A 19,020-nucleotide genomic window follows, 5' to 3' on the forward strand; every position below is an offset into this window, starting at 1 on the left:
GGTTCAGCGGAAGCAGACCCGCCGGATGCGGACCGGATGAAGACAACCTCCGCAAGACCAGGCCCGACAGCAGCCGACTCACCGGAAACCGCTTCGACGGATACGGACTCGGCGGAAGGCGGCTCGGTGAAGGCGGCCTCCGCAGGACTGAGCCCGACGACAGCGAACTCACCGGAAACCGCTTCGGCGGAAGCGGACTCTTCGGAGGCAGGTCCGGTGGGAGCGCACACGGTGGGGACGGACTCGGTGGGCCTCGTCGCCGTCCGCAGCACGGTGTTGCGGCGCAGCGCGCGCAGTCCCACCCCCAGTGCGAGCACCCGGCACAGCACCGTCGACGCGGCGGCGCCCCGGACACCGTAGAGGTGGATGAGGAAGGGGTCGCAGACCAGGATCAGGCCGTTGGCCAGGAGGGCCAGGCGCATCGGGGTCCTCGTGTCGCCGGTGCCCTTGAGGATGCCGTCGACGAGTTGCTGGACGTAGAAGACGGCGATGCCCGGCAGGGAGATCGTGAAGTAGGCGACTGTGAGGGGGAGTTCGGGCCCTGCGCCGCCGAGGAGCAGGCGGGACAGCGGGGCGCGGAGCAGGAAGCCGGCCGTGACGACCGCCGGTGTGACCAGGGCGCAGAGGGCCCAGCCGCCGCGGACCGCCGAGCGCAGCGCCGCCGGGTCGCGGGCTCCCCTCGCGTGGGCGACCAGCACGGTCGTACCGGAGGCGAAGACCAGGGCGATGCCCAGCAGCACGTTCTCGGTGGAGGTCGCGACGGCCACCGCGGCGACGGCCGGGCCGCCGAGCCGGGCGACCCAGACGGTGTTGATGATCCCGGCGGCGACGGAAGCCAGGAGCGAGAGGTAGACGGGATGGGCGAGCGATATGAGCTGTCGGCGGTGGGTGTTCATGGGCTACCCCCTCGATACGAGCTACCTCTAAACGAGGTAGCTCGATAAGAGGTACCATGAGGGCATCGTGCCCGCAAGGAGGACACATGCTGGAGCTCTCGATCCTCGGCTTCCTCGCCGAACAGCCGCTCCACGGCTACGAGTTGAAGGAGCGGATCAAGGCGCTCAGCGGCCATGTCCGCCCGGTCAGTGACGGCGCGCTCTACCCGGCGATCACCCGCCTGGTCACCGCGGGCAAGCTCGACCAGCACACGGAGGACGGCACGAGCGCGGCCCCGCGCCGCGTCCTGTCCCTCACCGATACGGGCCGCGAGGACCTCCTGGAACGCCTCCGCCACCCCAAGCAGACCGAGATCACCGACCACGTCCGCTTCAACACGGTGCTGGCCTTCCTACGGCATCTGCCGGACCGGAAGGAGCAGGCGGACGTGCTGCGCCGCCGGCTGGAGTTCCTTCAGACCCCCGCGAGTTTCTTCTACCGGGACGGCGAGCCGGTGCGGGCGGAGGAGACCCAAGACCTGTTCCGGCAGGGCATGTTGAGGGTCGCGCGGGCGACGGGCGCGGCCGAGCGGGAGTGGCTCACGGAGGCCATCGCCCAACTGGATCAGGCGAGTTGAGTCTTGAGATAGTCCCGCCACTGCGCGGTGAAGTCGTCCAGGCTCACTCCGAGCACCTTCTTCATCGCGTCCTCCACCGCCCCGGCCCGCTTCTTGTGAGCGCCAACTGCGCGGTAGAACTTGCCGAGTCGGACCACTCCCCACCGGTCCTCGATCATCCGGCAGGCCAGCCAGCCACCCTCGTAGGACTGCGCCAGTTCGCCGGCCTCGCTGCTGAAGCCGAAGTCCTTGTCGGCGGGGAGCGCGGTCGGGAGGTTGCCGTCCTCGACCGCGCGGTAGAGCTCGGGAGCGGCCTGGACCGGGGTGCGCCCCGTGCCCCGGTAGCCGATCCAGTCGGCGTAGCCCTCCGAGAGCCAGAGCGGGGTCGCGGAGGTGGTGTGGGCGCGGGTGGCCACATGGGTCGTCTCGTGGGTGAGCACCACCTGCTTGCCGACCGAGCCGAGCATGGCGTACGCGTCCGGGTTGACGATGATCCGGTCGGCCGGGGCGTCACCGGAACCGCCCGCCTCCCCCGTCGTCACCGCGGCGATGCCCCGGTAGGACGCGGCGGGTGCGCCCAGGAGCCCCGCCATGCCGTCCAGGGAGTCGGGAACGAGAACGACGACGTGCCGGGTCCAGTCGGTGCCCCAGGCGCCCGACACGGCCGGTACGGCGTGGTCAGCGAGCGTGCGGTACTCGCGCAGACCGGCGGCGGACTGCCCGACCCCCATGACGAGGCTGTGCGCACCCTTGACGACGCTCACCTTCCCCTGGTCCCACAGCTGCTGGCCCGACTTCTTCGCGGGCCTGTCGGAGGCGACGTACCACTGCCCGTCCGCGGTGAGGCGGAGCGTGAGCGCCCGGCCGACGGTGACGGGTGAGGTGTCGTAGCCCCGGACGCGGTAGCTGAGGTCGGCGTCGGCGGTCGCGGTGGCGCCGGTGCGGTGCAGCGAGGTCAGCCGGTAGGACCAGGCCGCCAGCGGTACGGCGCTCAGGTTCTCGTACGCGGTGCGCGCGCCGGTGCGGGTGTACGCCGTCTCGTCGTGGCGCAGGACGGCCGTCGCCCGGGTGTCCAGCAGGCGCTGCACCACCGCCTGAGCGCTGTCCGGCGCCGGCTGCCCGCCGCACGCCACCAGCGAGCCGAACAGCAGACACAGCGCGAGCACTCCGGAGCGCGACGCCCGCCTACGACCAGTCACTTCCCGATCGTACGACCCTTTCGCGCCGGTTCAGACCCTCGTGACCGACGAGACGGGCATCATGCCGACCGGGTCGTAGCGCACCGGCGCGCCGGGGTAGGGGGCGTGGATGACCTGGCCGTTGCCCACGTACATCGCGACATGGCTGGCGTCGGCGCGGTAGACGACCAGATCTCCGGGCTGGGCCTGGGAGAGCGGGATCTGGTGGCCGGCGTAGCGCTGCTCCTGCGAGGTGCGCGGGAGGTGGACGCCCGCCCGGGCGTACGACCACTGCATCAGGCCGGAGCAGTCGAAGCCGCTGGGGCCGGTGGCGCCCCAGACGTAGGGCTTGCCGAGTGCGGACTGGGCGGCGGCCACCGCGGCGGCGGCGCGGCCCGAGGAGGGGACGCCGGCGCCGAGGTCGGGGATGTCCACGCGGGAGGAGCGGGAGGCCCGGTCGAAGGCGGCGCGGTCGGCGAGCGGCATCCCGTTGAGGACCTGCCGGGCCTTGGCGAGCTTGCTCTCGACGGTCTTCTTGTGACTGGCGACGGCCTTGCGGCTGCGTTCCAGTTCGGCGAGGTGGCCGGTGGCCTCGCTGCGCTCCTGCGCGAGTTCGCGCATGGCGTCCTGGAGGTCCTTGAGCTCACCCGCCTGCTCGGTGGTGATGCGGTCGAGGACGGAGGCCTTGTCGAGGTAGTCGGCCGGGTCGTCGGAGAACAGCAGCGCGACGGTGGGGTCGATGCCGCCGGAGCGGTACTGGGCGCCGGCGAGTGAACCCAGCGCGTCCCGCATGGTGTTGATGCGCTGCTGCTGCCGGGCGATCCGGTCCTGGGCGTCGCTGACCTGCCGGTGCAGCTGCCCGGCGCGCTCGTCGGCCTTGTCGAAGGCCTGGGTCGCCTTCTCGGCCTCCTGGTAGAGCCGGTCCACCTCGGCCCGGGCGTCGTCGTGCGGCGCGGCCACCGCGGAGGTGGCCGGAAGGGCGCCCAGTGCCGCTGCGGCGGCGGACATCACACAGACCGCGGCACTGGCGCCTCGGTCGAACCCGGACGGTGCTTGGCGACGACGGGATCCCACGGGAAGCCGCACTCCTTCCGCTGGCGGACACGGACCGCTCCCCCGATGCGGGGAAACGCGCCAGACAGTAGCTCTGTGAAGGGGTGCGGGCCAAAGACCTCCGCGGGCACACAACGTGACACCCCGCCTATGACGCAGGTCATGGGCGGGGCGTGGAGTCAGCGTGGTGTGTCGTAATTCGCCCGTTCGGGCGGTCCGGAACGACCGGATACGGACCGGATCAGATCCGGACGCCGAACTGGAAGGGCATGTTGGCGATCGACTCGTAGCGCACCACGGCACCGGTGTGCGGGGCGTGCAGCACCTGGCCGTTGCCCGCGTAGAGACCGACGTGGTGGTAGTCGCCGTAGAAGATGACCAGGTCGCCGACCTTGAGGTCGCTCTCGCTGTAGATCCGGGTGCCGGCGTTGGCCTGCGCCTCGGAGGTGCGGGGGATGGAGACGCCCGCCTGCGCGTAGGCCCAGGAGGTGAGGCCGGAGCAGTCGAAGGAGGAGGGGCCGGAGGCGCCGTAGACGTACGGGGAGCCGATCACGGACTGGGCGGCGGCGAAGGCCGAGGCGGCGCGGCCGGAGGCGGAACCGGTGTTGCCGAGGTTCACGCGGGAGGTGGAACGGCTGGCCGCGTTGGCCTGCTCCTGGGCGAGGGACGCCTTCTCCGCCGCCGTCAGGGTGTTGAGGAGCTTCTGGGCCGCGGCCAGCTTGGCCTTGACCTCGTCCTTCTTCTTCTTGAGCTCGGTGCGGGTGGCGGAGAGGTCCTTGAGCTTGGTGCTCGCCTCCGCGCGTTCCTGGGCGAGTTCGCGCTGCTTGCCCTGGATCTTCGTGAGCGCCTCGACCTGCTGAGCGCTCAACTGGTCCATGGTGGACGCCTTGTCGAGGTAGTCGCTCGGGTCCGAGGACAGGAACAGCTGGATCGACGGGTCGATGCCGCCGGTGCGGTACTGGGCGCTGGCCATCGTGCCGAGGCCGTCCCGGAGCTTGTTGAGCTCCTCCTGGCCGCGGGCCACGTTGTCCTGGATGGTGGAGATCTCCTTCTGGAGCTTCTCCTGCTTCTCCTGGGCCCCGTCGAGCTTCTCGGTGGCCTGCTCGGCCTGCTCGTAGAGGGCGTCGACCTTCGACTTGACCTCGTCCTTGCTGGGCTTCTCGCTCGGCGCGGCATTGGCGGCCTGAGCGCTGAAGGCAACGGCGGCAGCGGCTGCGGTGGTCAGCACGGTGACACGCGTGCGGCTCGGCTGCTTCGGTCGACGATGGGACGCCACGGAGTCGAGCTCCTTCTATTGAGTGATCACCCGTTCGGAGGTTCGAGGCATGACCCTAGTGATGATCCTGTGATCAGTTCAAATCCTCACACGAAAAAATGCCGTCACTCAAAGCATTCTTTGCACATAACCAACATGCAGTGATGGCCGATTGACGCTACGTTGCGTGACCGATCGGTCAATTCCGGCATTAAACCTGTACGTTGACCTTCACGACAGTCGCTTGAGGAGTACCGCAGAAGCGACGGGCCGCGCGCCCGCCTTCGCGATGCCGTCGGCCACCTCGCGGTCGGTCGACGCCACGATGACCGGCCGGCCCGGCGGCTCCGCGCGCACCAGCTGGCGGATCAACTCGTCGGCGGTGACGCCCGGTTTGGAGAACAGCACCCGCACTCCGCGCGGCGGCGCGAGCAGCACCGGCGCGGCCAGCTCGGCCCCGTCGAAGACACAGGTGACCTCGGCCCCGGTCTGCGCGGCCAGCTGGGAGAGCTGCCCCAGCAGTCTCAACCGCTGTTTCTCCAGGGGCATTTGGGGATAGCCGGTCTTGGTGACGTTGTAGCCGTCGACGACCAGATGGGCCTGCGGGAGCGCGAGCAACTGGTCCAGGATCGCGGGGTCGTTCTCGGACAGCGCCCGCGCCGCGATGTCTTTCGGGGTCATTCGTCCCGGTTCGACCGCGTCGACGGTCTCGGCGGGCCGTACGGAGACGGGTGGCAGCGCCAGTTCCCTGCGCAGCCCCTGAGCCGCCTCCAGCACGGTGTCGAGCAGCAGCCGTACCCGCATGTCCTCGACGCTGCGCCCCTCCCGGGCCGCCTTGCGGGTGGCCTCCAGGGCCGCCTCCGCCTCGGCGAGCCGGGCCTTGAGCCGCCGGGTCTCGACCTCGCCCGCGGACAGCTGGGCCTGGCCCTCGGCGCGCGCGGCGTCCGTCTCGGCCCGCAGCTTGCGCAGGGCGGCCTCGCCGCGCTTGATGTCGCTGTGCGCGGAACGCAGCTTGCGGTGAAGCGATTCCGCTTCCTTCTTCGCCGCGTCCAGCTCGGTGCGCAGCCGCTCGGTCTCGGTCCGGGTCGCGTCCCGCGCCTGCGCCAACTCCTCGCGCAGCCGCTCCAGTTCGGCCCGGCTCTCCTCGTCGGCGCGCTCGGCGTCGGCGCGCAGCGCCTCCTCACCGGCGGCGGTCACCAGCTTGACCCAGCCGGTGGGGCGCAGAACATAGGCCGCGGCCGCCACGTCGAGCGGATCCGCGGCCGGGGGCGGCGAGCCGGAGTCGAGCGCGCCGGCGAGCTCCGACTGGGCCTCTCTCAGCTTCTCCCCGATCCGCTGCCGGAACAGCGGATCGGTCTCCAGCGCGGCGGCCATGGCGTTGCCGGCGAACTTGGCGCGCCGGTTGGGGGCGAAGCGGGCGTACTGTCGTAGCTGCGCGGGCAGTTCGGAGACGGTGAGGCCGCCGAAGCCGTCGGAGACGATCTGTACGACCCTCCTCCGCACGCCGTCGGGCAGCGGGCGGTCGAGCACCTCGGCGGCGCCGTCGCCCGGCCCCCCGCCTGAGTTCTCCACCATCCCTCACACCCCTATACGTGTGCGGGGCCGCTCCCTCTCAGGAGCCGGCGCCCGGCCTGTCCACGAGTTCCACCTGATCCACGGCGTTGCACCAGCGGCAGCGCACCGACTCGATGGTCTCACTGACCACCTCGCGCTCCTCCACCTTCGGCTCACCCGCCAGGTCCAGGTGGAGGTACTCCACGACCTTCGACGAACGCGTCACGTCGAAGCGCGTGAGGTTGCCGCAGAGGGTGCAGCGCCACCGCGTCGAGGCGGTCGGCAGGGGTACCGTCATCGTGGCTGTCCGCTTCCTTCTTGTTCCAGTTTCCGTGATCGCCGGTTTCCCCGGCGAGTGTGGCTCGTAACCCTACGGCCTGGCGGGTACTCGCCGCTCGGCCGTCCACAGCGGCGAGGCGCCCTGTCCCGGTACGTCCCGTTACGCCATGCTCTGTGTCCATGATCAGCAACTGGGCGACAGCGGCCTTCAGAGCCCTCCGGAACACCTCGGCACCGATGACCTACGCCCTGATCGCCCTGTGCTGTCTGATCTTCGTCCTGGGCCCGGCCTCGGGCTTCGTCCCGTCCTACGGCACCGGGGACGCGCTGCTCGCCACCCAGCGGGCGTACTTCCACCGCTGGGGAGTGGTACCGGCCGACCTCTTCGCGCACCCCGCCCGAGAGGCCCTCACCCCCGTCACGGCCCTCTTCGTCCACGGCAGCTGGATCCATCTCCTCGGCAACATGCTCTTCCTCTACGTCTTCGGAGCGATGACCGAGGAACGGCTGGGCCGGGTCGAGTTCACGCTGTTCTACGTGGTCTGCGGCTATCTGGCGCTGCTGGGCTACGCGCTGGCCAACGCCGACTCCGCACAGTCCCTGGTCGGCGCGTCCGGGGCGATCTCGGCGGTCCTCGGGGCGTTCCTCTACCTCTTCCCCCGGGCCCGCGTGACGAGCCTCCTCCCCTTCCTCTTCTTTCTGCCGCTGCGCTTCCCCGCGTGGGTCGTACTTCCGTTCTGGGCGGCCCTCCAATGGCTGGCGGCAGGGCAGGCCGCACAGGGACCCGGGGTGGCGTACCTCGCCCACCTGGTCGGCTTCACGCTGGGCTTCGGTTACGCGTGGGTCAGATTCGGCCGTACGACTAGAGTGAGGGCCGCCCCAGCAACGGTCCCCGAGGGAGAGAACCAGCCGTGATCACCGCGATCGTCCTCATCAAGACCAGCGTGGACCGGATTCCGGAGATCGCCGAGTCGATCGCCGCGCTCGAATCCGTGAGCGAGGTCTTCTCCGTCACCGGTACCTACGACCTGATCGCGATGGTGCGGGTCCGGCAGCACGAGGACCTGGCCGAGGTCATCCCGGGCCGGATCAGCAAGATTCCGGGCGTCGAGGGCACGGACACACACGTGGCGTTCCGGACGTACTCCCAGCACGACCTGGAGGCGGCGTTCGCGATCGGCCTGGACTCCTAGCGGGCGCCCAGCAGCTTCCACAGGGCGACCAGCGCGCCCCAGTTCACGACGTCCCAGGCCGGCAGCTCGGTGCGGTGACCATCACCGCCCCGCAGGGAGAACCTGGCGTCGTGCGGCCGCAGCCACCATGAGGACGGCACCGGCCAGTCGGGCACGTCGATGTCGAGACACGGCTCCCGCAGTTCGTCCCACCGGTACATCGACCGACCGCCCGGGACGAACACCCCCCGCACGTCCGCCGTGAGAGGGCCGAAGGTGATCTGCCGGCCCGCCTCGATCCGGTCCAGCATCGCGGGCACCTGAGCGTCGGCCACTCGATGCCGTACGTGGTCGACGACGGACCGTATGAGCCGGTTCTCGGGACGCTCCTGGTCCACCGCCCCGACCTCGATCTGCCACTCGTCGAGAAGGAAGCCCTGCTCCGTCCCGTCGGCGAACCGCAGCCGGTGACGGTGGCCCAAGGTGTACCAGGCCATGTCGTGGCGTTCGTCTGCCACTCTGATGTTCACGTCGACGGTGGAGCGCCAGTGCGTCACATCCGCCCAGCGACGGACCCGCGCCCCGCGGACGAACCCCTCCTCATACAGCTGGACGGGCCTGCCGCCGAGCAGACGCGGCGCACGCCGTACGACCGCCTCGCCCAGCGGCTCGCCCAGTCCCGTCTCGGTGCCCACCCCTGGATGGTCACACAGCGGGCACGCAACGGCCGTCCTGCGTACGGTAGTTCCACTTCGCGCCGTCGGTCACGAGCTCCCGTACGGCCGTCACGAAGCGCTCGACGTGCTCGTCCGGGGTGCCCGCGCCGAAGCTCACGCGGATCGCGTTGAGGGACTTCTCGCCCGGGGCGGCCTCGGGGGCACCGCACTCGCCCTGGGTCCCCGGGTCGCTGCCGAGCAGGGTGCGGACCAGCGGGTGGGCGCAGAAGAGGCCGTCGCGGACGCCGATGCCGTACTCGGCGGAGAGGGCGGCGGCGAAGTGCGAGCTGTTCCAGCCCTCGACGACGAAGGAGATGACGCCGACGCGCGGGGCGTCGTCGCCGAAGAGGGACAGGACGCGGACCGCCGGGACCTCGGCCAGGCCCGCACGCACCTTCTCGATCAGGTACTGCTCGCGGGCCACGAGCGTGTCGAAGCCCGCCTCCGTCAGCGCCTTGCAGGCCGACGCGATGGAGTAGGCGCCGATGACGTTCGGGGAGCCGGCCTCGTGCCGGGCCGCGCTGTCGTGCCACTCCACGTCGACTCCCCCGTCCTCGCGCCGGGTGACCTTGCGGCTGGCGCCGCCGCCCGCGAGGTAGGGGTCGGCCGCCCGGAGCCAGTCGGCGCGGCCGGCGAGGACGCCGGAGCCGAAGGGGGCGTAGAGCTTGTGGCCGGAGAAGGCGATCCAGTCGACGTCGAGGTCCTGGACGGACACCGGGTGGTGCGGGGCGAGTTGGGCGGCGTCGAGGACGATCCGGGCGCCGTGGGCGTGAGCCGCGGCCGCCAACTCCCGTACCGGCCACAGCTCGCCGGTGACGTTCGAGGCGCCGGTGACACAGACCAGGGCCGGACCGTAGGGGTCACGGGCGGCGAGCGCCTGCTCCAGGGTCTCGACGGCCTGGGCCGGGGTGCGCGGGGCGTTGAGGTAGGTGACCCGGGCGTCCTTCCAGGGCAGCAGCGAGGCGTGGTGCTCGGTCTCGAAGACGAAGACCTGGCAGTCGGCGGGGAGGGCGGCGGCGAGGAGGTTGAGGGAGTCCGTGGTCGAGCGGGTGAAGATCAGCTGGTCGTCGGCGCGGCAGTCGAGGAACTCGGAGACGGTCTTCCGCGCGTTCTCGAAGAGGTCCGTCGACAGCTGGGAGAGGTAGCCGGCGCCGCGGTGGACGCTGCCGTAGTACGGGGCGTAGGCGGCCACGTCGTCCCAGACGCGCTGGAGGGCGGGGGCGCTGGCCGCATAGTCGAGCGCCGCGTAGGTGACCTCGCCGCCCGTGACGAGCGGGACGGTGACATCCCGGCCGAGAACGGGCAGCTGGGCACAAATGGTCTGGGCGGCGGCAGTGGTGGAGACAGACATGGCGAACTCCTGTGAGAGGCAAGGCGGTTCCGCCGTGCGAGCGCGCAGGGCTCGAGCACGGAGGGGGTGAAAGGGGGTATGCGGAGGCGGGGCTCGACGCCCTATCGCATTCGCTTGCTCACAGAGGGCTCCCTCGATGACCAGGACCCCTGGTGTCTTTCGAGGGGCCCGCGCTTGCCGCAGACCTCGCTGCCTACGGCCTGGTCTTCACCCGGGGCACCCCGCCACGGACGGAGGGTTGCCGGACAGTCGGCCGGGGCCTCATGACTGTCACTCATGACCTGGTCCAAAAACCTACGCGATGTGATCGTCGTCCCGCAACCCGTGTCCGGATCGCGGGACGACGACCGCCGTGCCGCTACGCGTTGGTGGCGGCGGCCCAACGCTCCAGGGTCCGCTTGGCGGCCCCCGAGTCGATCGACTCCGCGGCCTTCTCCATCCCGCTCCGGATCCGGTCCGCCAGCGGCCCGTCACCGCGCTCCAGCGCCACCAGGGCGGCCGCCGAGTTCAGGAGTACGGCGTCCCGTACCGGGCCCGGCTCGCCGTCCAGGAGGCGGCGGGCGACGCCCGCGTTGTAGTCGGGGTCGGCGCCGCGCAGGGCCTCGACGGGGACGAGTTCGAGGCCGACGTCCCGGGGGTCGAAGGACTCCTCGGTGACCTTGCCGTCCCGGACGATCCACACCCGGGAGGTCGCGGTGGTCGTCAGCTCGTCGAGGCCGTCGTCACCCCGGAACACCAGCGCGGAGGAGCCGCGTTCGGCCAGTACGCCCGCGATGAGCCCGGCCATGCGGGTGTCGAAACAGCCGACCGCCGACGAGGTGACCTTCGCCGGGTTGGTGAGCGGGCCGAGCAGGTTGAACGCGGTCGGAATCCCCAGCGCCCCGCGGACCGCGCCGACGAACCGCATCGACGGGTGGAACTTGGCCGCGAAGCAGAAGGTGATCCCGGCCTCCGACGCCACCCGCGCCACCTGCTCGGTCGGCAGGTTCAGATTGATGCCGAGCTTCTCCAGCACGTCCGAGGAGCCGCTCGCCGAGGACGCTGCCCGGTTGCCGTGCTTGACGACCTTCGCACCCGTACCGGCGATCACGATCGCGGACATCGTCGAGATGTTGACCGTCTTGGCCCGGTCGCCGCCCGTACCGACGATGTCGACGGCAGGACCCGGGATGTCCAGCGGCTTCGCGTGGGCGTACATCGTCTCGACGAGACCGGTGATCTCCTCGACCGTCTCGCCCTTGGCCCGCAGCGCCACCAGGAAGCCCGCGATCTGCGCGTCCGCGGCCTCACCGCTCATGATGCGGTCCATCGCCCACGCCGTGTCGGCGGTGCTCAGGTCCTGTCCGGCCAGCAGCGCGCTCAGTACGTCGGGCCAGGAACGGGCCGCCGCGGTGTCGCCTCCAGCGGGGGTCACAGCGCTCATACGGCCGCTCCTGGGTGTCGTAGAAAAATGGTTCAACGATGTGTCCCCACCCTATCCAGCGCGGGACACGGCGAAGGGCCCCGTCCGGTGTTCGGACGGGGCCCTTCGACTGTGGCGTGGCGACGCCTCAGCGATCAGTGGTGGCCGTGGCCGCTCGTGATCTCCTTGTACTCCTCGACGGTGGGCTTGGCGATCTGGGACTCCTCGCCGTAGTACGCCTCGCTCAGCTTGGCGCGCAGCTTCTCGGTGCCCTTGACCTTGCGCTCGACACCGTTCTCGTCGACCGTCGCGCCGATCGCCGCCGGCACGTACTGCTCGTGCGCGGTGAGCGTGTGCAGCGCGTCCTGGCTGAGCGGCTCGTGGATCTCGACGAACTCACCGTGCGGCAGGCGCTTGATGATGCCGGACTCGCGGCCGTGCAGCACCTTGTCCTTGTCGCGGCGCTGGAGGCCGAGGCAGACCCGCTTGGTGGCGAGGAAGACCAGGACCGGCACGACGAAGAAGCCGACGCGCACGAACCAGGTGATCGAGTTGATCGACAGGTGGAAGTGCGTGGCCCAGATGTCGTTGCCGCCACCGACGAGCAGGACGAAGTACCACGAGATCCACGCGGCACCGAAGGCCGTGCGGGTCGGGACGTTGCGCGGGCGGTCCAGGATGTGGTGCTCGCTCTTGTCGCCGGTGACCCAGGACTCGATGAACGGGTAGACCGCGATCGCGACCAGGACCAGCGGGAAGATCACCAGCGGGATGAACACGCCCAGGACGAGCGTGTGACCCCAGAAGTTGATCTCCCAGCCCGGCATGACACGGATCAGGCCCTCGGAGAAGCCCATGTACCAGTCGGGCTGGGCGCCCGTGGAGACCATGTCCGGCCGGTAGGGGCCCATGGCCCAGATCGGGTTGATCGAGGCGATCGCCGCGACGGCCGCGATGACACCGAAGACCAGGAAGAAGAAGCCTCCGGCCTTGGCCATGTAGACCGGCAGCAGCGGCATGCCGACGACGTTGTTGTTCGTCTTTCCGGGGCCCGCGAACTGCGTGTGCTTGTGGTAGAAGACCAGGATCAGGTGGCCGACCACCAGACCGAGCATGATGCCCGGCAGCAGCAGGATGTGGATCGAGTAGAACCGCGCGACGAAGTCGCCGCCCGGGAACTCTCCGCCGAAGAGGAAGAACGACAGGTACGTGCCGACGATCGGCACGGACAGGACCGCGCCCTCCATGAAGCGGACACCGGTGCCGGAGAGCAGGTCGTCCGGGAGCGAGTAACCGGTGAAGCCGGTGAACATGCCCAGGACGAACAGCAGGAAGCCGAACAGCCAGTTGACCTCACGCGGCTTGCGGAACGCACCCGTGAAGAACACGCGCATCATGTGCACGAACATGGCGGCGAGGAAGATCAGCGCCGCCCAGTGGTGGATCTGACGGATCAGCAGACCGCCGCGCACATCGAAGGAGATGTGCATCGTCGAGTTGAACGCCTCCGACATCAGCTGCCCCTGGAGCGGGACATAGCTGCCGTGGTACGTCACCTCGTTCATCGACGGGTGGAAGAACAGCGTCAGGTACACACCCGTGAGGATGATGATGATGAAGCTGTAGAGGCAGACCTCGCCCAGCATGAACGACCAGTGGTCGGGGAAGATCTTGCGCATGTTGGACTTGGCCAGGGAGTAGATCCCGAGGCGTCCGTCCGCCCAGTCGGCGACACGCTCGCCGGCCGGTGCCTTGTCGCGCCGCTCGTTGGTCTCGTTGGTGCTCATCCGCGCTCCCAGAATGCAGGACCGACGGGCTCCTCGAAGTCGCCGAGCGCTTCGAGGTAACCCTCGTCGCTCACGCCGATGCGCAGCTGCGGCAGGGCGTGACCGGCCGGGCCGAAGATCACTCGGGCACCGTCGGAGAGGTCGAAGGTGGACTGGTGGCACGGGCACAGCACGTGGTGCGTCTGCTGCTCGTACAGGGAGATCGGGCAGCCCACGTGGGTGCAGATCTTCGAGAAGGCGACGATGCCCTCGTGCGCCCACTCCAGCTCGCGCTTGTCCTTGATGTTCTCCGGCTGCAGCCGGACGATCATCAGCGCCGACTTGGCGATCTCGGTCTGGAACTCCTCGTCGGTCTCCTCCAGGCCCTCGGGCTTGGCGAAGGTGAGCGAGCCGACGGCCACGTCCGAGGGACGCAGCGGCAGGTTCGTGTTCATGTTGACGAGCAGCTTGCCCTTGGACCACAGCGTGTGGCGGAGCTTCGTCCCCGGCAGCGGGCCCAGGTCGCGCAGCAGCATGACGCCGGAGAGCGGGAACAGGGCCAGCGCGCCGAACATCGTGTTGCGGATCAGCTTGCGACGGCCGAGCGCGGACTCCTTGGCACCCTGCTTGAAGTCGGCCAGAACCTTGGCCTTGACCTCGGGGGGCGCCTCGATGGCGTGCCGCTCGTCGGCGATCTCCACGTCGGACATCAGGGTGCGGGCCCAGTGGACCGCGCCCGCGCCGATGGTGAAGAGCGCCGTACCGAGGGTCAGACCCAGCGCGAAGTTGAGCGCGTTGATGTGACCGATCGGGAAGACGAAGATCGCCTTGTTGTGCGGGATGCCCACGTACGAGGCGATGAAGCCGACGGTGGCGAGCATCGAGACCGTGAACAGGAAGGCGACGACGCGCTCGGACCGCTTGGCGGCCCGCTCGTCGATGTCCTGCACCCGGTGCTCGTGCGGCGGCAGTCCCGGGTCGGCGAACGGGTTCTGCTCGTCCGCGACCGACACCGCGCCGTGCGCGTCCTGCTCAGCGGGCAGGTTCTCTTCTGGAATGTCTTGGCTACTCATGACTTCTTGGCCTTTGCGGTCCGAGCGGCGACCCAGACGGCTACCGCGATCAGCGCGCCCAGACCGAAGATCCAGGCGAAGAGACCCTCACTGACCGGACCGAGACCGCCCAGCTCAAGACCGCCGGGGCTCTCGGTGTTGTCGCCGTTGACCGCGTTGAGGTACGCGATGATGTCCTTCTTGTTCTTCGACGACAGCGTGGTGTCGGGGAAGGAAGGCATGTTCTGCGGGCCGGTCTGCATGGCCTCGTAGATGTGCTTCGGGGCAACGCCCTCGAGGCTCGGCGCGAACTTGCCGTGCGTCAGCGCGCCGCCCTTGCCGGTGAAGTTGTGGCACTGGGCGCAGTTGGTGCGGAACAGCTCGCCGCCCTTGGCGATGTCCGACCCCTCCGGCCCGTACTCGTTCTTCGTCGGGATGACCGGGCCGGCGCCCAGCGAGGCGATGTACGCCGCGAGCTGGTCGATCTCGGCCTGGGAGTAGATGACCTTCTTGGCCGGGATCTGAGCCCCCGGCTGCTGGGCCGGCATACGGCCGGTGCCCACCTGGAAGTCGACCGCCGCGGCGCCGACGCCCACGAGGCTCGGCCCGTCGGAGGAGCCCTGACCGCCGGTGCCGTGGCAGCTGGCGCAACCGACGGCGAAGAGCTTCTTGCCCTCGTCGATGGAGAGGGACTGAGCCGACTCGTCGGCCTGCGCCTTGCTCGCGGGCGCGAGCAGGCTGAACGCCCCCCCGGCTGCCGCCAGCGCGAGGAGTAGTACGACGACCGCCGCCAGCGGATGGCGTCGTCGTGTGGAGAGCTTTTTCACGGATTACCCCGGTGTCAGGATCTTCTGCGTCGATGCTTCTGGAATGTGCGCTTCTTGGCTGCGCGCGGGATCGGGCCCGACTACTTGATCAAGTAGATCGTGGCGAAGAGGCCGATCCAGACGACATCGACGAAGTGCCAGTAGTAGGACACGACGATGGCCGCGGTCGCCTGTTCGTGGGTGAACCTCTTCGCCGCGTAGGTGCGGCCGAGAACGAACAGGAAGGCGATGAGGCCGCCCGTCACGTGCATGCCGTGGAAGCCGGTGGTCAGATAGAACACCGAGCCGTACGGGTCGGAGGACAGCGACAGGCCGTCCTTCTTCACCAGCTCCGTGTACTCGAAGATCTGACCGCCGATGAAGATCGCACCCATCACGAACGTGATGATGAACCAGCCCCTGAGCTTCTTCACGTCCCCGCGCTCGGCGGCGAACACGCCGAGCTGGCAGGTGAGGGAGGAGAGCACCAGGATCGTGGTGTTGGTCGCGGAGAACGGAAGGTTGAGATGGCTCGCCATCTCCTTCCAGTGATCCGGACCGGTCACCGATCGCAGGGTGAAGTACATCGCGAAGAGGGCCGCGAAGAACATCAGCTCGGAACTCAGCCAGATGATGGTTCCGACGCTGGTGAGGTTCGGCCGGTTGACCGACGGGTGCGCGTGCCCGGTTTCTACTGTCGTTGCTGTCGCCACGACCGACATTATGTCGGTCGCTTATCCCGCCCTCACTCCGGGGGGTGCCGTTCGGAGTGTTCGCAGCGTGTGTACTGCCCGTATGGCCCATCGCAGGGGTGTTCCAACAGGTGTTGACGGGGTGTTCAAGGGAGTAGCATCCGCCGCATCGGTACCTGGAGTTCCCGATCGACGACGCGGAGGAACAATGCAGCCGACTGCCACGGTGCTCGTCTACAGCGACGACTCCAACACCCGCGAGCAAGTCCGGCTGGCCGCCGGGCGCCGGCCGGCTCCGGACGCGCCGCTGGTGGAGTTCCTGGAGTGCGCGACGCAGGCGGCGGTCGTGAAGGAGCTGGACCGGGGTGGGATCGACGTCTGTGTCTTCGACGGGGAGTCCGTGCCGATGGGTGGCATGGGGCTGTGCCGTCAGGTGAAGGACGAGATCTTCAACTGCCCGCCTGTGCTTGTCCTCATCGGGCGGCCCCAGGATGCGTGGCTTGCCACGTGGAGCCGTGCGGACGCGGCTGTGACGTTGCCTGTCGACCCTGTTGAGTTCGCTGCCTCGCTGGCCTCTTTGCTGCGGGAGAAGCGGGCGTTGAGCGCCTAGTAGCTCGGGGCGCGAGGTCTGTGGCGGCTGCGGGTCCGTTGTGGCTGGTCGCGCAGTTCCCCGCGCCCCTGGGTGGGTCACCCCTGGGTGGGTCACACTGACTCGGGGCGGAGTCTTGCCGCGTCCTCGGGCCTCGGGCCGTCCGGTGTTCCGCCTACCAGCGCGCTGCCGCCCCGCCACTTCTTCCAGCCCAGGTTCCAGTCGCCGAAGCCGTTGCCGAAGGGTTCCATCTCGTCGCCGTCGGAGTTGACGACCTTGACGACGTCGCCCTCGTGGATGGTGTCGAAGAACCACTCGGCGTTGCTGGTGCTCATGCCGGTGCAGCCGTGGCTGACGTTCGCGGAGCCCTGGGAGCCGACGGACCAGGGGGCGGCGTGGACGTACTCGCCGCTCCAGGTGACGCGGGTGGCGTAGTACACGGGGAGGTCGTACGAGTCCGAGGAGCCCTCGGAGATGCCGACGGTGGTACCGCGCATCCGTACGAAGTACTCCTTGCCCAGTACGACCTTGACGCCGTTTCGGGTCTCGAAGCCGGGCTTTCCGGTGGTGACGGGGATCTCGTTGATCTCCTCGCCGTTCTTGTAGACCGTCATCTCGTGGGACGCGGCGTCCGTCACGGCGATGATCTTGTCGCCGGTGGTGAGCTTGAGCCCCTTGGACTTGCCGCCCCACAGGCGGTCGCTGATCTTCACGCCGTCGAGGTCGCTGTGGACCTGGATGGTGGCGTGGGCGGGCCAGTACTCCTTGGGGCGGTAGTGGAGTTCCTTGTCGTCCACCCAGTGCCAGGCGCCCTCCACGGCGGGCGTGGAGTCCACCCTGAGGGCGCGTTCCACGATGGCCCGCTGTGCCTTGTCCTTGACGGGCTTGTTCAGTTGGGCGGTGACCGGCTGGCCGACGCCGTACTTGCCGGCGTCCGGACCGAACTTCACGGTCAGGCTCTTCTTGGAGGTCGGCCTGGTGGTGTCGAAGGTGAGGACCTTGCGGCCGGGGGCGCCGTCCTCGTCCTCCGTGCTCACCCGCACCGTGTAGTGGGCGTTGGCGGCCAGCGGGGAGGTGCTGCGCCAGCGGGTGCCGTCGGCGTTGAGTTCGCCCGTGACATAGCGACCCGTGGCGTCCGTGGCCGTGACGTCCGTGATCCGTCCGTCGTCCTCGGAGGTGGTGACCTCCAGGGGCTTGTCGGGGTCGGCCTTCTTGCCCTTGCCGGACGGGCCGTTGAAGGAGATCTGCCCCGCCGCGTCGTACGGCCTGTCCGACAGCGGGTTGCCGCCGCCGGACCCGCAGGCGGTGGCGCCCGCGCCGACGGAGATCACCAGCAGGGTGCAGCTGACGACGGTGCGGATGCGCGGAGAGTGGTTCATGAGCCGAGGCTATGAAGGTTCGTCAGCGACGGCGCGGTGGGTCACTCGGACGAGGGACCGGCCGTGCGGCAAAAGCACGAGCCCGGACCTCCTGACGGAGTGTCCGGGCTCGTGTGCGTTCGGCGTGTGCTACTGCGTGCGGTTCTCACCGCGGTAGTACTCGAAGACCCAGCCGAACAGACCGATCATGATGAGCGGCGCCGAGAAGTACAGCAGCCACCAGCCGATGGCCACGCCGAGGAAGGCCAGCGCGCCACCGATGCCGAGGGCGAGGGGCTGCCAGCTGTGCGGGCTGAAGAAGCCCACCTCGCCGGCCTCGTCCGCGACGTCAGCCTCCTTGTTGTCCTGCGCCAGGGTGTCGACCCGCCGGGCGGTGAAGCCCAGGTAGAAGCCGATCATGACGCAGAGGCCGAAGGCCATGAAGAGGGCCGTGGTACCGGCCGCCTCCTTGGACCAGAGGCCGTAGACAACCGCCATGGCGAGCACGAAGGCGCTCAACCACATGAACATCCAGCCCTGGACCTTCACTTGCCCGCCTCCTTGCCGCCGGCGAGGGCCTTGTCAGCGTGGTGCGCGTTCTCGAGCTGGTCGAGAGCGGCGATCTCCGGGTGGTGCAGGTCGAACGCCGGGGATTCGCTGCGGATGCGGGGCAGGGTGAGGAAGTTGTGCCGCGGCGGCGGGCAGGACGTCGCCCATTCGAGCGAACGGCCGTAGCCCCACGGGTCGTCGACCTCGACCTTCTTGCCGTACTTGGCCGTCTTCCACACGTTGTAGAGGAACGGCAGGATCGACAGACCGAGCAGGAAGGAGCTGATCGTCGAGATCGTGTTCAGGGCGGTGAAGCCGTCGGCCGCGAGGTAGTCCGCGTAACGACGGGGCATGCCCTCGGCACCCAGCCAGTGCTGGACCAGGAAGGTGCCGTGGAAGCCGATGAACAGCGTCCAGAAGGTGATCTTGCCGAGGCGCTCGTCGAGCATCTTGCCGGTCATCTTCGGCCACCAGAAGTGGAAGCCGGAGAACATCGCGAAGACCACGGTGCCGAACACGACGTAGTGGAAGTGCGCGACCACGAAGTACGAGTCCGAGACGTGGAAGTCCATCGGCGGCGAGGCCAGGATGACACCGGTCAGACCACCGAAGGTGAAGGTGATCAGGAAGCCCGTCGCCCAGAGCATCGGGGTCTCGAAACTCAAGGACCCCTTCCACATCGTTCCGATCCAGTTGAAGAACTTCACGCCGGTCGGCACGGCGATGAGGAACGTCATGAAGGAGAAGAACGGGAGC

The 19,020-nt window shown here is 69.0% G+C and carries 20 protein-coding genes and 1 riboswitch; of the genes, 4 read left to right on the forward strand and 16 right to left on the reverse strand.

From position 1 onward, the window contains the following. The coding region (locus SSP08S_RS55185; RefSeq protein ID WP_019067809.1) for an MATE family efflux transporter at positions 1 to 896 on the reverse strand (896 nt) is incomplete at its 3' end. Between the two features lie 86 nt (positions 897 to 982). Between SSP08S_RS55185 and SSP08S_RS11850 the strand changes: the two genes are divergently transcribed. After that, positions 983 to 1,513: a PadR family transcriptional regulator gene (locus SSP08S_RS11850; protein ID WP_019067810.1), complete on the forward strand. Its 531-nt coding sequence runs from the start codon at positions 983 to 985 to the stop codon at positions 1,511 to 1,513. Here SSP08S_RS11850 and SSP08S_RS11855 read toward each other — a convergent pair. The 5 genes from SSP08S_RS11855 to SSP08S_RS11875 form a co-directional block, all read right to left on the reverse strand. After that, a complete protein-coding gene (locus tag SSP08S_RS11855) occupies positions 1,501 to 2,691 on the reverse strand; it encodes a hypothetical protein (protein ID WP_245607866.1) in 1,191 nt (396 codons plus the stop codon). The genes SSP08S_RS11850 and SSP08S_RS11855 overlap by 13 nt on opposite strands. A 30-nt stretch (positions 2,692 to 2,721) precedes the next feature. Beyond that, positions 2,722 to 3,744 carry a C40 family peptidase gene (locus tag SSP08S_RS11860; RefSeq protein WP_026178408.1) on the reverse strand — a complete coding sequence of 341 codons (1,023 nt, stop codon included), beginning with the start codon at positions 3,742 to 3,744 and terminating at the stop codon, positions 2,722 to 2,724. Positions 3,745 to 3,964: 220 nt separating this feature from the next. Next, complete coding sequence (locus SSP08S_RS11865; protein ID WP_019067813.1) at positions 3,965 to 4,999, reverse strand: C40 family peptidase; 1,035 nt, start codon at positions 4,997 to 4,999, stop codon at positions 3,965 to 3,967. Positions 5,000 to 5,209: 210 nt separating this feature from the next. Further along, on the reverse strand, positions 5,210 to 6,553 hold the full coding sequence (locus SSP08S_RS11870) for an NYN domain-containing protein (RefSeq protein ID WP_019067814.1): 1,344 nt from the start codon (positions 6,551 to 6,553) through the stop codon (positions 5,210 to 5,212). A 37-nt stretch (positions 6,554 to 6,590) separates the two neighbouring features. Continuing rightward, positions 6,591 to 6,830 carry a hypothetical protein gene (locus tag SSP08S_RS11875; RefSeq protein WP_019067815.1) on the reverse strand — a complete coding sequence of 80 codons (240 nt, stop codon included), beginning with the start codon at positions 6,828 to 6,830 and terminating at the stop codon, positions 6,591 to 6,593. A gap of 161 nt (positions 6,831 to 6,991) precedes the next feature. Between SSP08S_RS11875 and SSP08S_RS11880 the strand changes: the two genes are divergently transcribed. Next, complete coding sequence (locus tag SSP08S_RS11880) at positions 6,992 to 7,726, forward strand: rhomboid family intramembrane serine protease (RefSeq protein WP_019067816.1); 735 nt, start codon at positions 6,992 to 6,994, stop codon at positions 7,724 to 7,726. Next, the gene (locus SSP08S_RS11885) at positions 7,723 to 8,004 is read left to right on the forward strand and encodes an Lrp/AsnC family transcriptional regulator (RefSeq protein WP_019062383.1); all 282 of its coding nucleotides are present in this window, start codon (positions 7,723 to 7,725) and stop codon (positions 8,002 to 8,004) included. The genes SSP08S_RS11880 and SSP08S_RS11885 overlap by 4 nt, the downstream gene beginning before the upstream one ends. On the opposite strand, the gene SSP08S_RS11890 is transcribed toward SSP08S_RS11885, so the two are convergent. The 7 genes from SSP08S_RS11890 to ctaE all read right to left on the reverse strand — a co-directional run bounded on the left by SSP08S_RS11890 (position 8,001) and on the right by ctaE (position 15,798). Continuing rightward, on the reverse strand, positions 8,001 to 8,678 hold the full coding sequence (locus SSP08S_RS11890) for a hypothetical protein (RefSeq protein ID WP_019067817.1): 678 nt from the start codon (positions 8,676 to 8,678) through the stop codon (positions 8,001 to 8,003). The two genes, SSP08S_RS11885 and SSP08S_RS11890, sit on opposite strands and share 4 nt — an antisense overlap. A gap of 10 nt (positions 8,679 to 8,688) precedes the next feature. Then, a complete protein-coding gene (locus SSP08S_RS11895; protein ID WP_019067818.1) occupies positions 8,689 to 10,050 on the reverse strand; it encodes an aminotransferase class V-fold PLP-dependent enzyme in 1,362 nt (453 codons plus the stop codon). Between the two features lie 165 nt (positions 10,051 to 10,215). Beyond that, positions 10,216 to 10,332: riboswitch (SAM riboswitch) on the reverse strand. A 76-nt stretch (positions 10,333 to 10,408) separates the two neighbouring features. Beyond that, positions 10,409 to 11,473, reverse strand: a complete 1,065-nt coding sequence (trpD, locus tag SSP08S_RS11900; protein ID WP_019067819.1) for an anthranilate phosphoribosyltransferase — start codon at positions 11,471 to 11,473, stop codon at positions 10,409 to 10,411. 134 nt (positions 11,474 to 11,607) lie between these two features. Beyond that, on the reverse strand, positions 11,608 to 13,239 hold the full coding sequence (qcrB, locus tag SSP08S_RS11905) for a cytochrome bc1 complex cytochrome b subunit (RefSeq protein WP_019067820.1): 1,632 nt from the start codon (positions 13,237 to 13,239) through the stop codon (positions 11,608 to 11,610). Next, positions 13,236 to 14,291 (reverse strand): cytochrome bc1 complex Rieske iron-sulfur subunit, encoded by a 1,056-nt coding sequence (gene qcrA, locus SSP08S_RS11910; protein WP_026178409.1) that lies wholly within the window; start codon positions 14,289 to 14,291, stop codon positions 13,236 to 13,238. The genes qcrB and qcrA overlap by 4 nt, the downstream gene beginning before the upstream one ends. After that, positions 14,288 to 15,097 carry a cytochrome bc1 complex diheme cytochrome c subunit gene (gene qcrC / locus SSP08S_RS11915; RefSeq protein ID WP_019067822.1) on the reverse strand — a complete coding sequence of 270 codons (810 nt, stop codon included), beginning with the start codon at positions 15,095 to 15,097 and terminating at the stop codon, positions 14,288 to 14,290. Before qcrC ends, qcrA begins: the two co-directional genes overlap by 4 nt. Before the next feature lie 80 nt (positions 15,098 to 15,177). After that, positions 15,178 to 15,798 (reverse strand): aa3-type cytochrome oxidase subunit III, encoded by a 621-nt coding sequence (gene ctaE, locus SSP08S_RS11920; protein ID WP_019067823.1) that lies wholly within the window; start codon positions 15,796 to 15,798, stop codon positions 15,178 to 15,180. A gap of 178 nt (positions 15,799 to 15,976) precedes the next feature. Here ctaE and SSP08S_RS11925 point away from each other — a divergent pair, with 178 nt between their 5' ends. After that, positions 15,977 to 16,378 carry a response regulator gene (locus tag SSP08S_RS11925; protein WP_019067824.1) on the forward strand — a complete coding sequence of 134 codons (402 nt, stop codon included), beginning with the start codon at positions 15,977 to 15,979 and terminating at the stop codon, positions 16,376 to 16,378. A gap of 92 nt (positions 16,379 to 16,470) precedes the next feature. Here SSP08S_RS11925 and SSP08S_RS11930 read toward each other — a convergent pair whose 3' ends face one another. The 3 genes from SSP08S_RS11930 to SSP08S_RS11940 form a co-directional block, all read right to left on the reverse strand. Next, the gene (locus tag SSP08S_RS11930; RefSeq protein ID WP_019067825.1) at positions 16,471 to 17,736 is read right to left on the reverse strand and encodes a L,D-transpeptidase; all 1,266 of its coding nucleotides are present in this window, start codon (positions 17,734 to 17,736) and stop codon (positions 16,471 to 16,473) included. 129 nt (positions 17,737 to 17,865) lie between these two features. After that, positions 17,866 to 18,264 (reverse strand): cytochrome c oxidase subunit 4, encoded by a 399-nt coding sequence (locus SSP08S_RS11935; RefSeq protein ID WP_019067826.1) that lies wholly within the window; start codon positions 18,262 to 18,264, stop codon positions 17,866 to 17,868. Beyond that, the coding region (locus SSP08S_RS11940; RefSeq protein WP_019067827.1) for a cytochrome c oxidase subunit I at positions 18,261 to 19,020 on the reverse strand (760 nt) is incomplete at its 5' end. The genes SSP08S_RS11940 and SSP08S_RS11935, both read right to left, overlap by 4 nt.

The organism is Streptomyces hokutonensis (genome assembly GCF_000376565.1).
Taxonomy (GTDB): domain Bacteria; phylum Actinomycetota; class Actinomycetes; order Streptomycetales; family Streptomycetaceae; genus Streptomyces; species Streptomyces hokutonensis.

Coding starts and splice junctions, on each gene's coding strand:
- SSP08S_RS11880 (WP_019067816.1), top strand. CDS start 6,992: ATGATCAGCAACTGGGCGACAGCGGCCTTCAGAGCCCTCCGGAACACC.
- qcrA (WP_026178409.1), bottom strand. CDS start 14,291: ATGAGTAGCCAAGACATTCCAGAAGAGAACCTGCCCGCTGAGCAGGAC.
- SSP08S_RS11930 (WP_019067825.1), bottom strand. CDS start 17,736: ATGAACCACTCTCCGCGCATCCGCACCGTCGTCAGCTGCACCCTGCTG.
- trpD (WP_019067819.1), bottom strand. CDS start 11,473: ATGAGCGCTGTGACCCCCGCTGGAGGCGACACCGCGGCGGCCCGTTCC.
- SSP08S_RS11895 (WP_019067818.1), bottom strand. CDS start 10,050: ATGTCTGTCTCCACCACTGCCGCCGCCCAGACCATTTGTGCCCAGCTG.
- ctaE (WP_019067823.1), bottom strand. CDS start 15,798: ATGTCGGTCGTGGCGACAGCAACGACAGTAGAAACCGGGCACGCGCAC.
- SSP08S_RS11870 (WP_019067814.1), bottom strand. CDS start 6,553: ATGGTGGAGAACTCAGGCGGGGGGCCGGGCGACGGCGCCGCCGAGGTG.
- SSP08S_RS11875 (WP_019067815.1), bottom strand. CDS start 6,830: ATGACGGTACCCCTGCCGACCGCCTCGACGCGGTGGCGCTGCACCCTC.
- qcrB (WP_019067820.1), bottom strand. CDS start 13,239: ATGAGCACCAACGAGACCAACGAGCGGCGCGACAAGGCACCGGCCGGC.
- SSP08S_RS11850 (WP_019067810.1), top strand. CDS start 983: ATGCTGGAGCTCTCGATCCTCGGCTTCCTCGCCGAACAGCCGCTCCAC.
- SSP08S_RS11925 (WP_019067824.1), top strand. CDS start 15,977: ATGCAGCCGACTGCCACGGTGCTCGTCTACAGCGACGACTCCAACACC.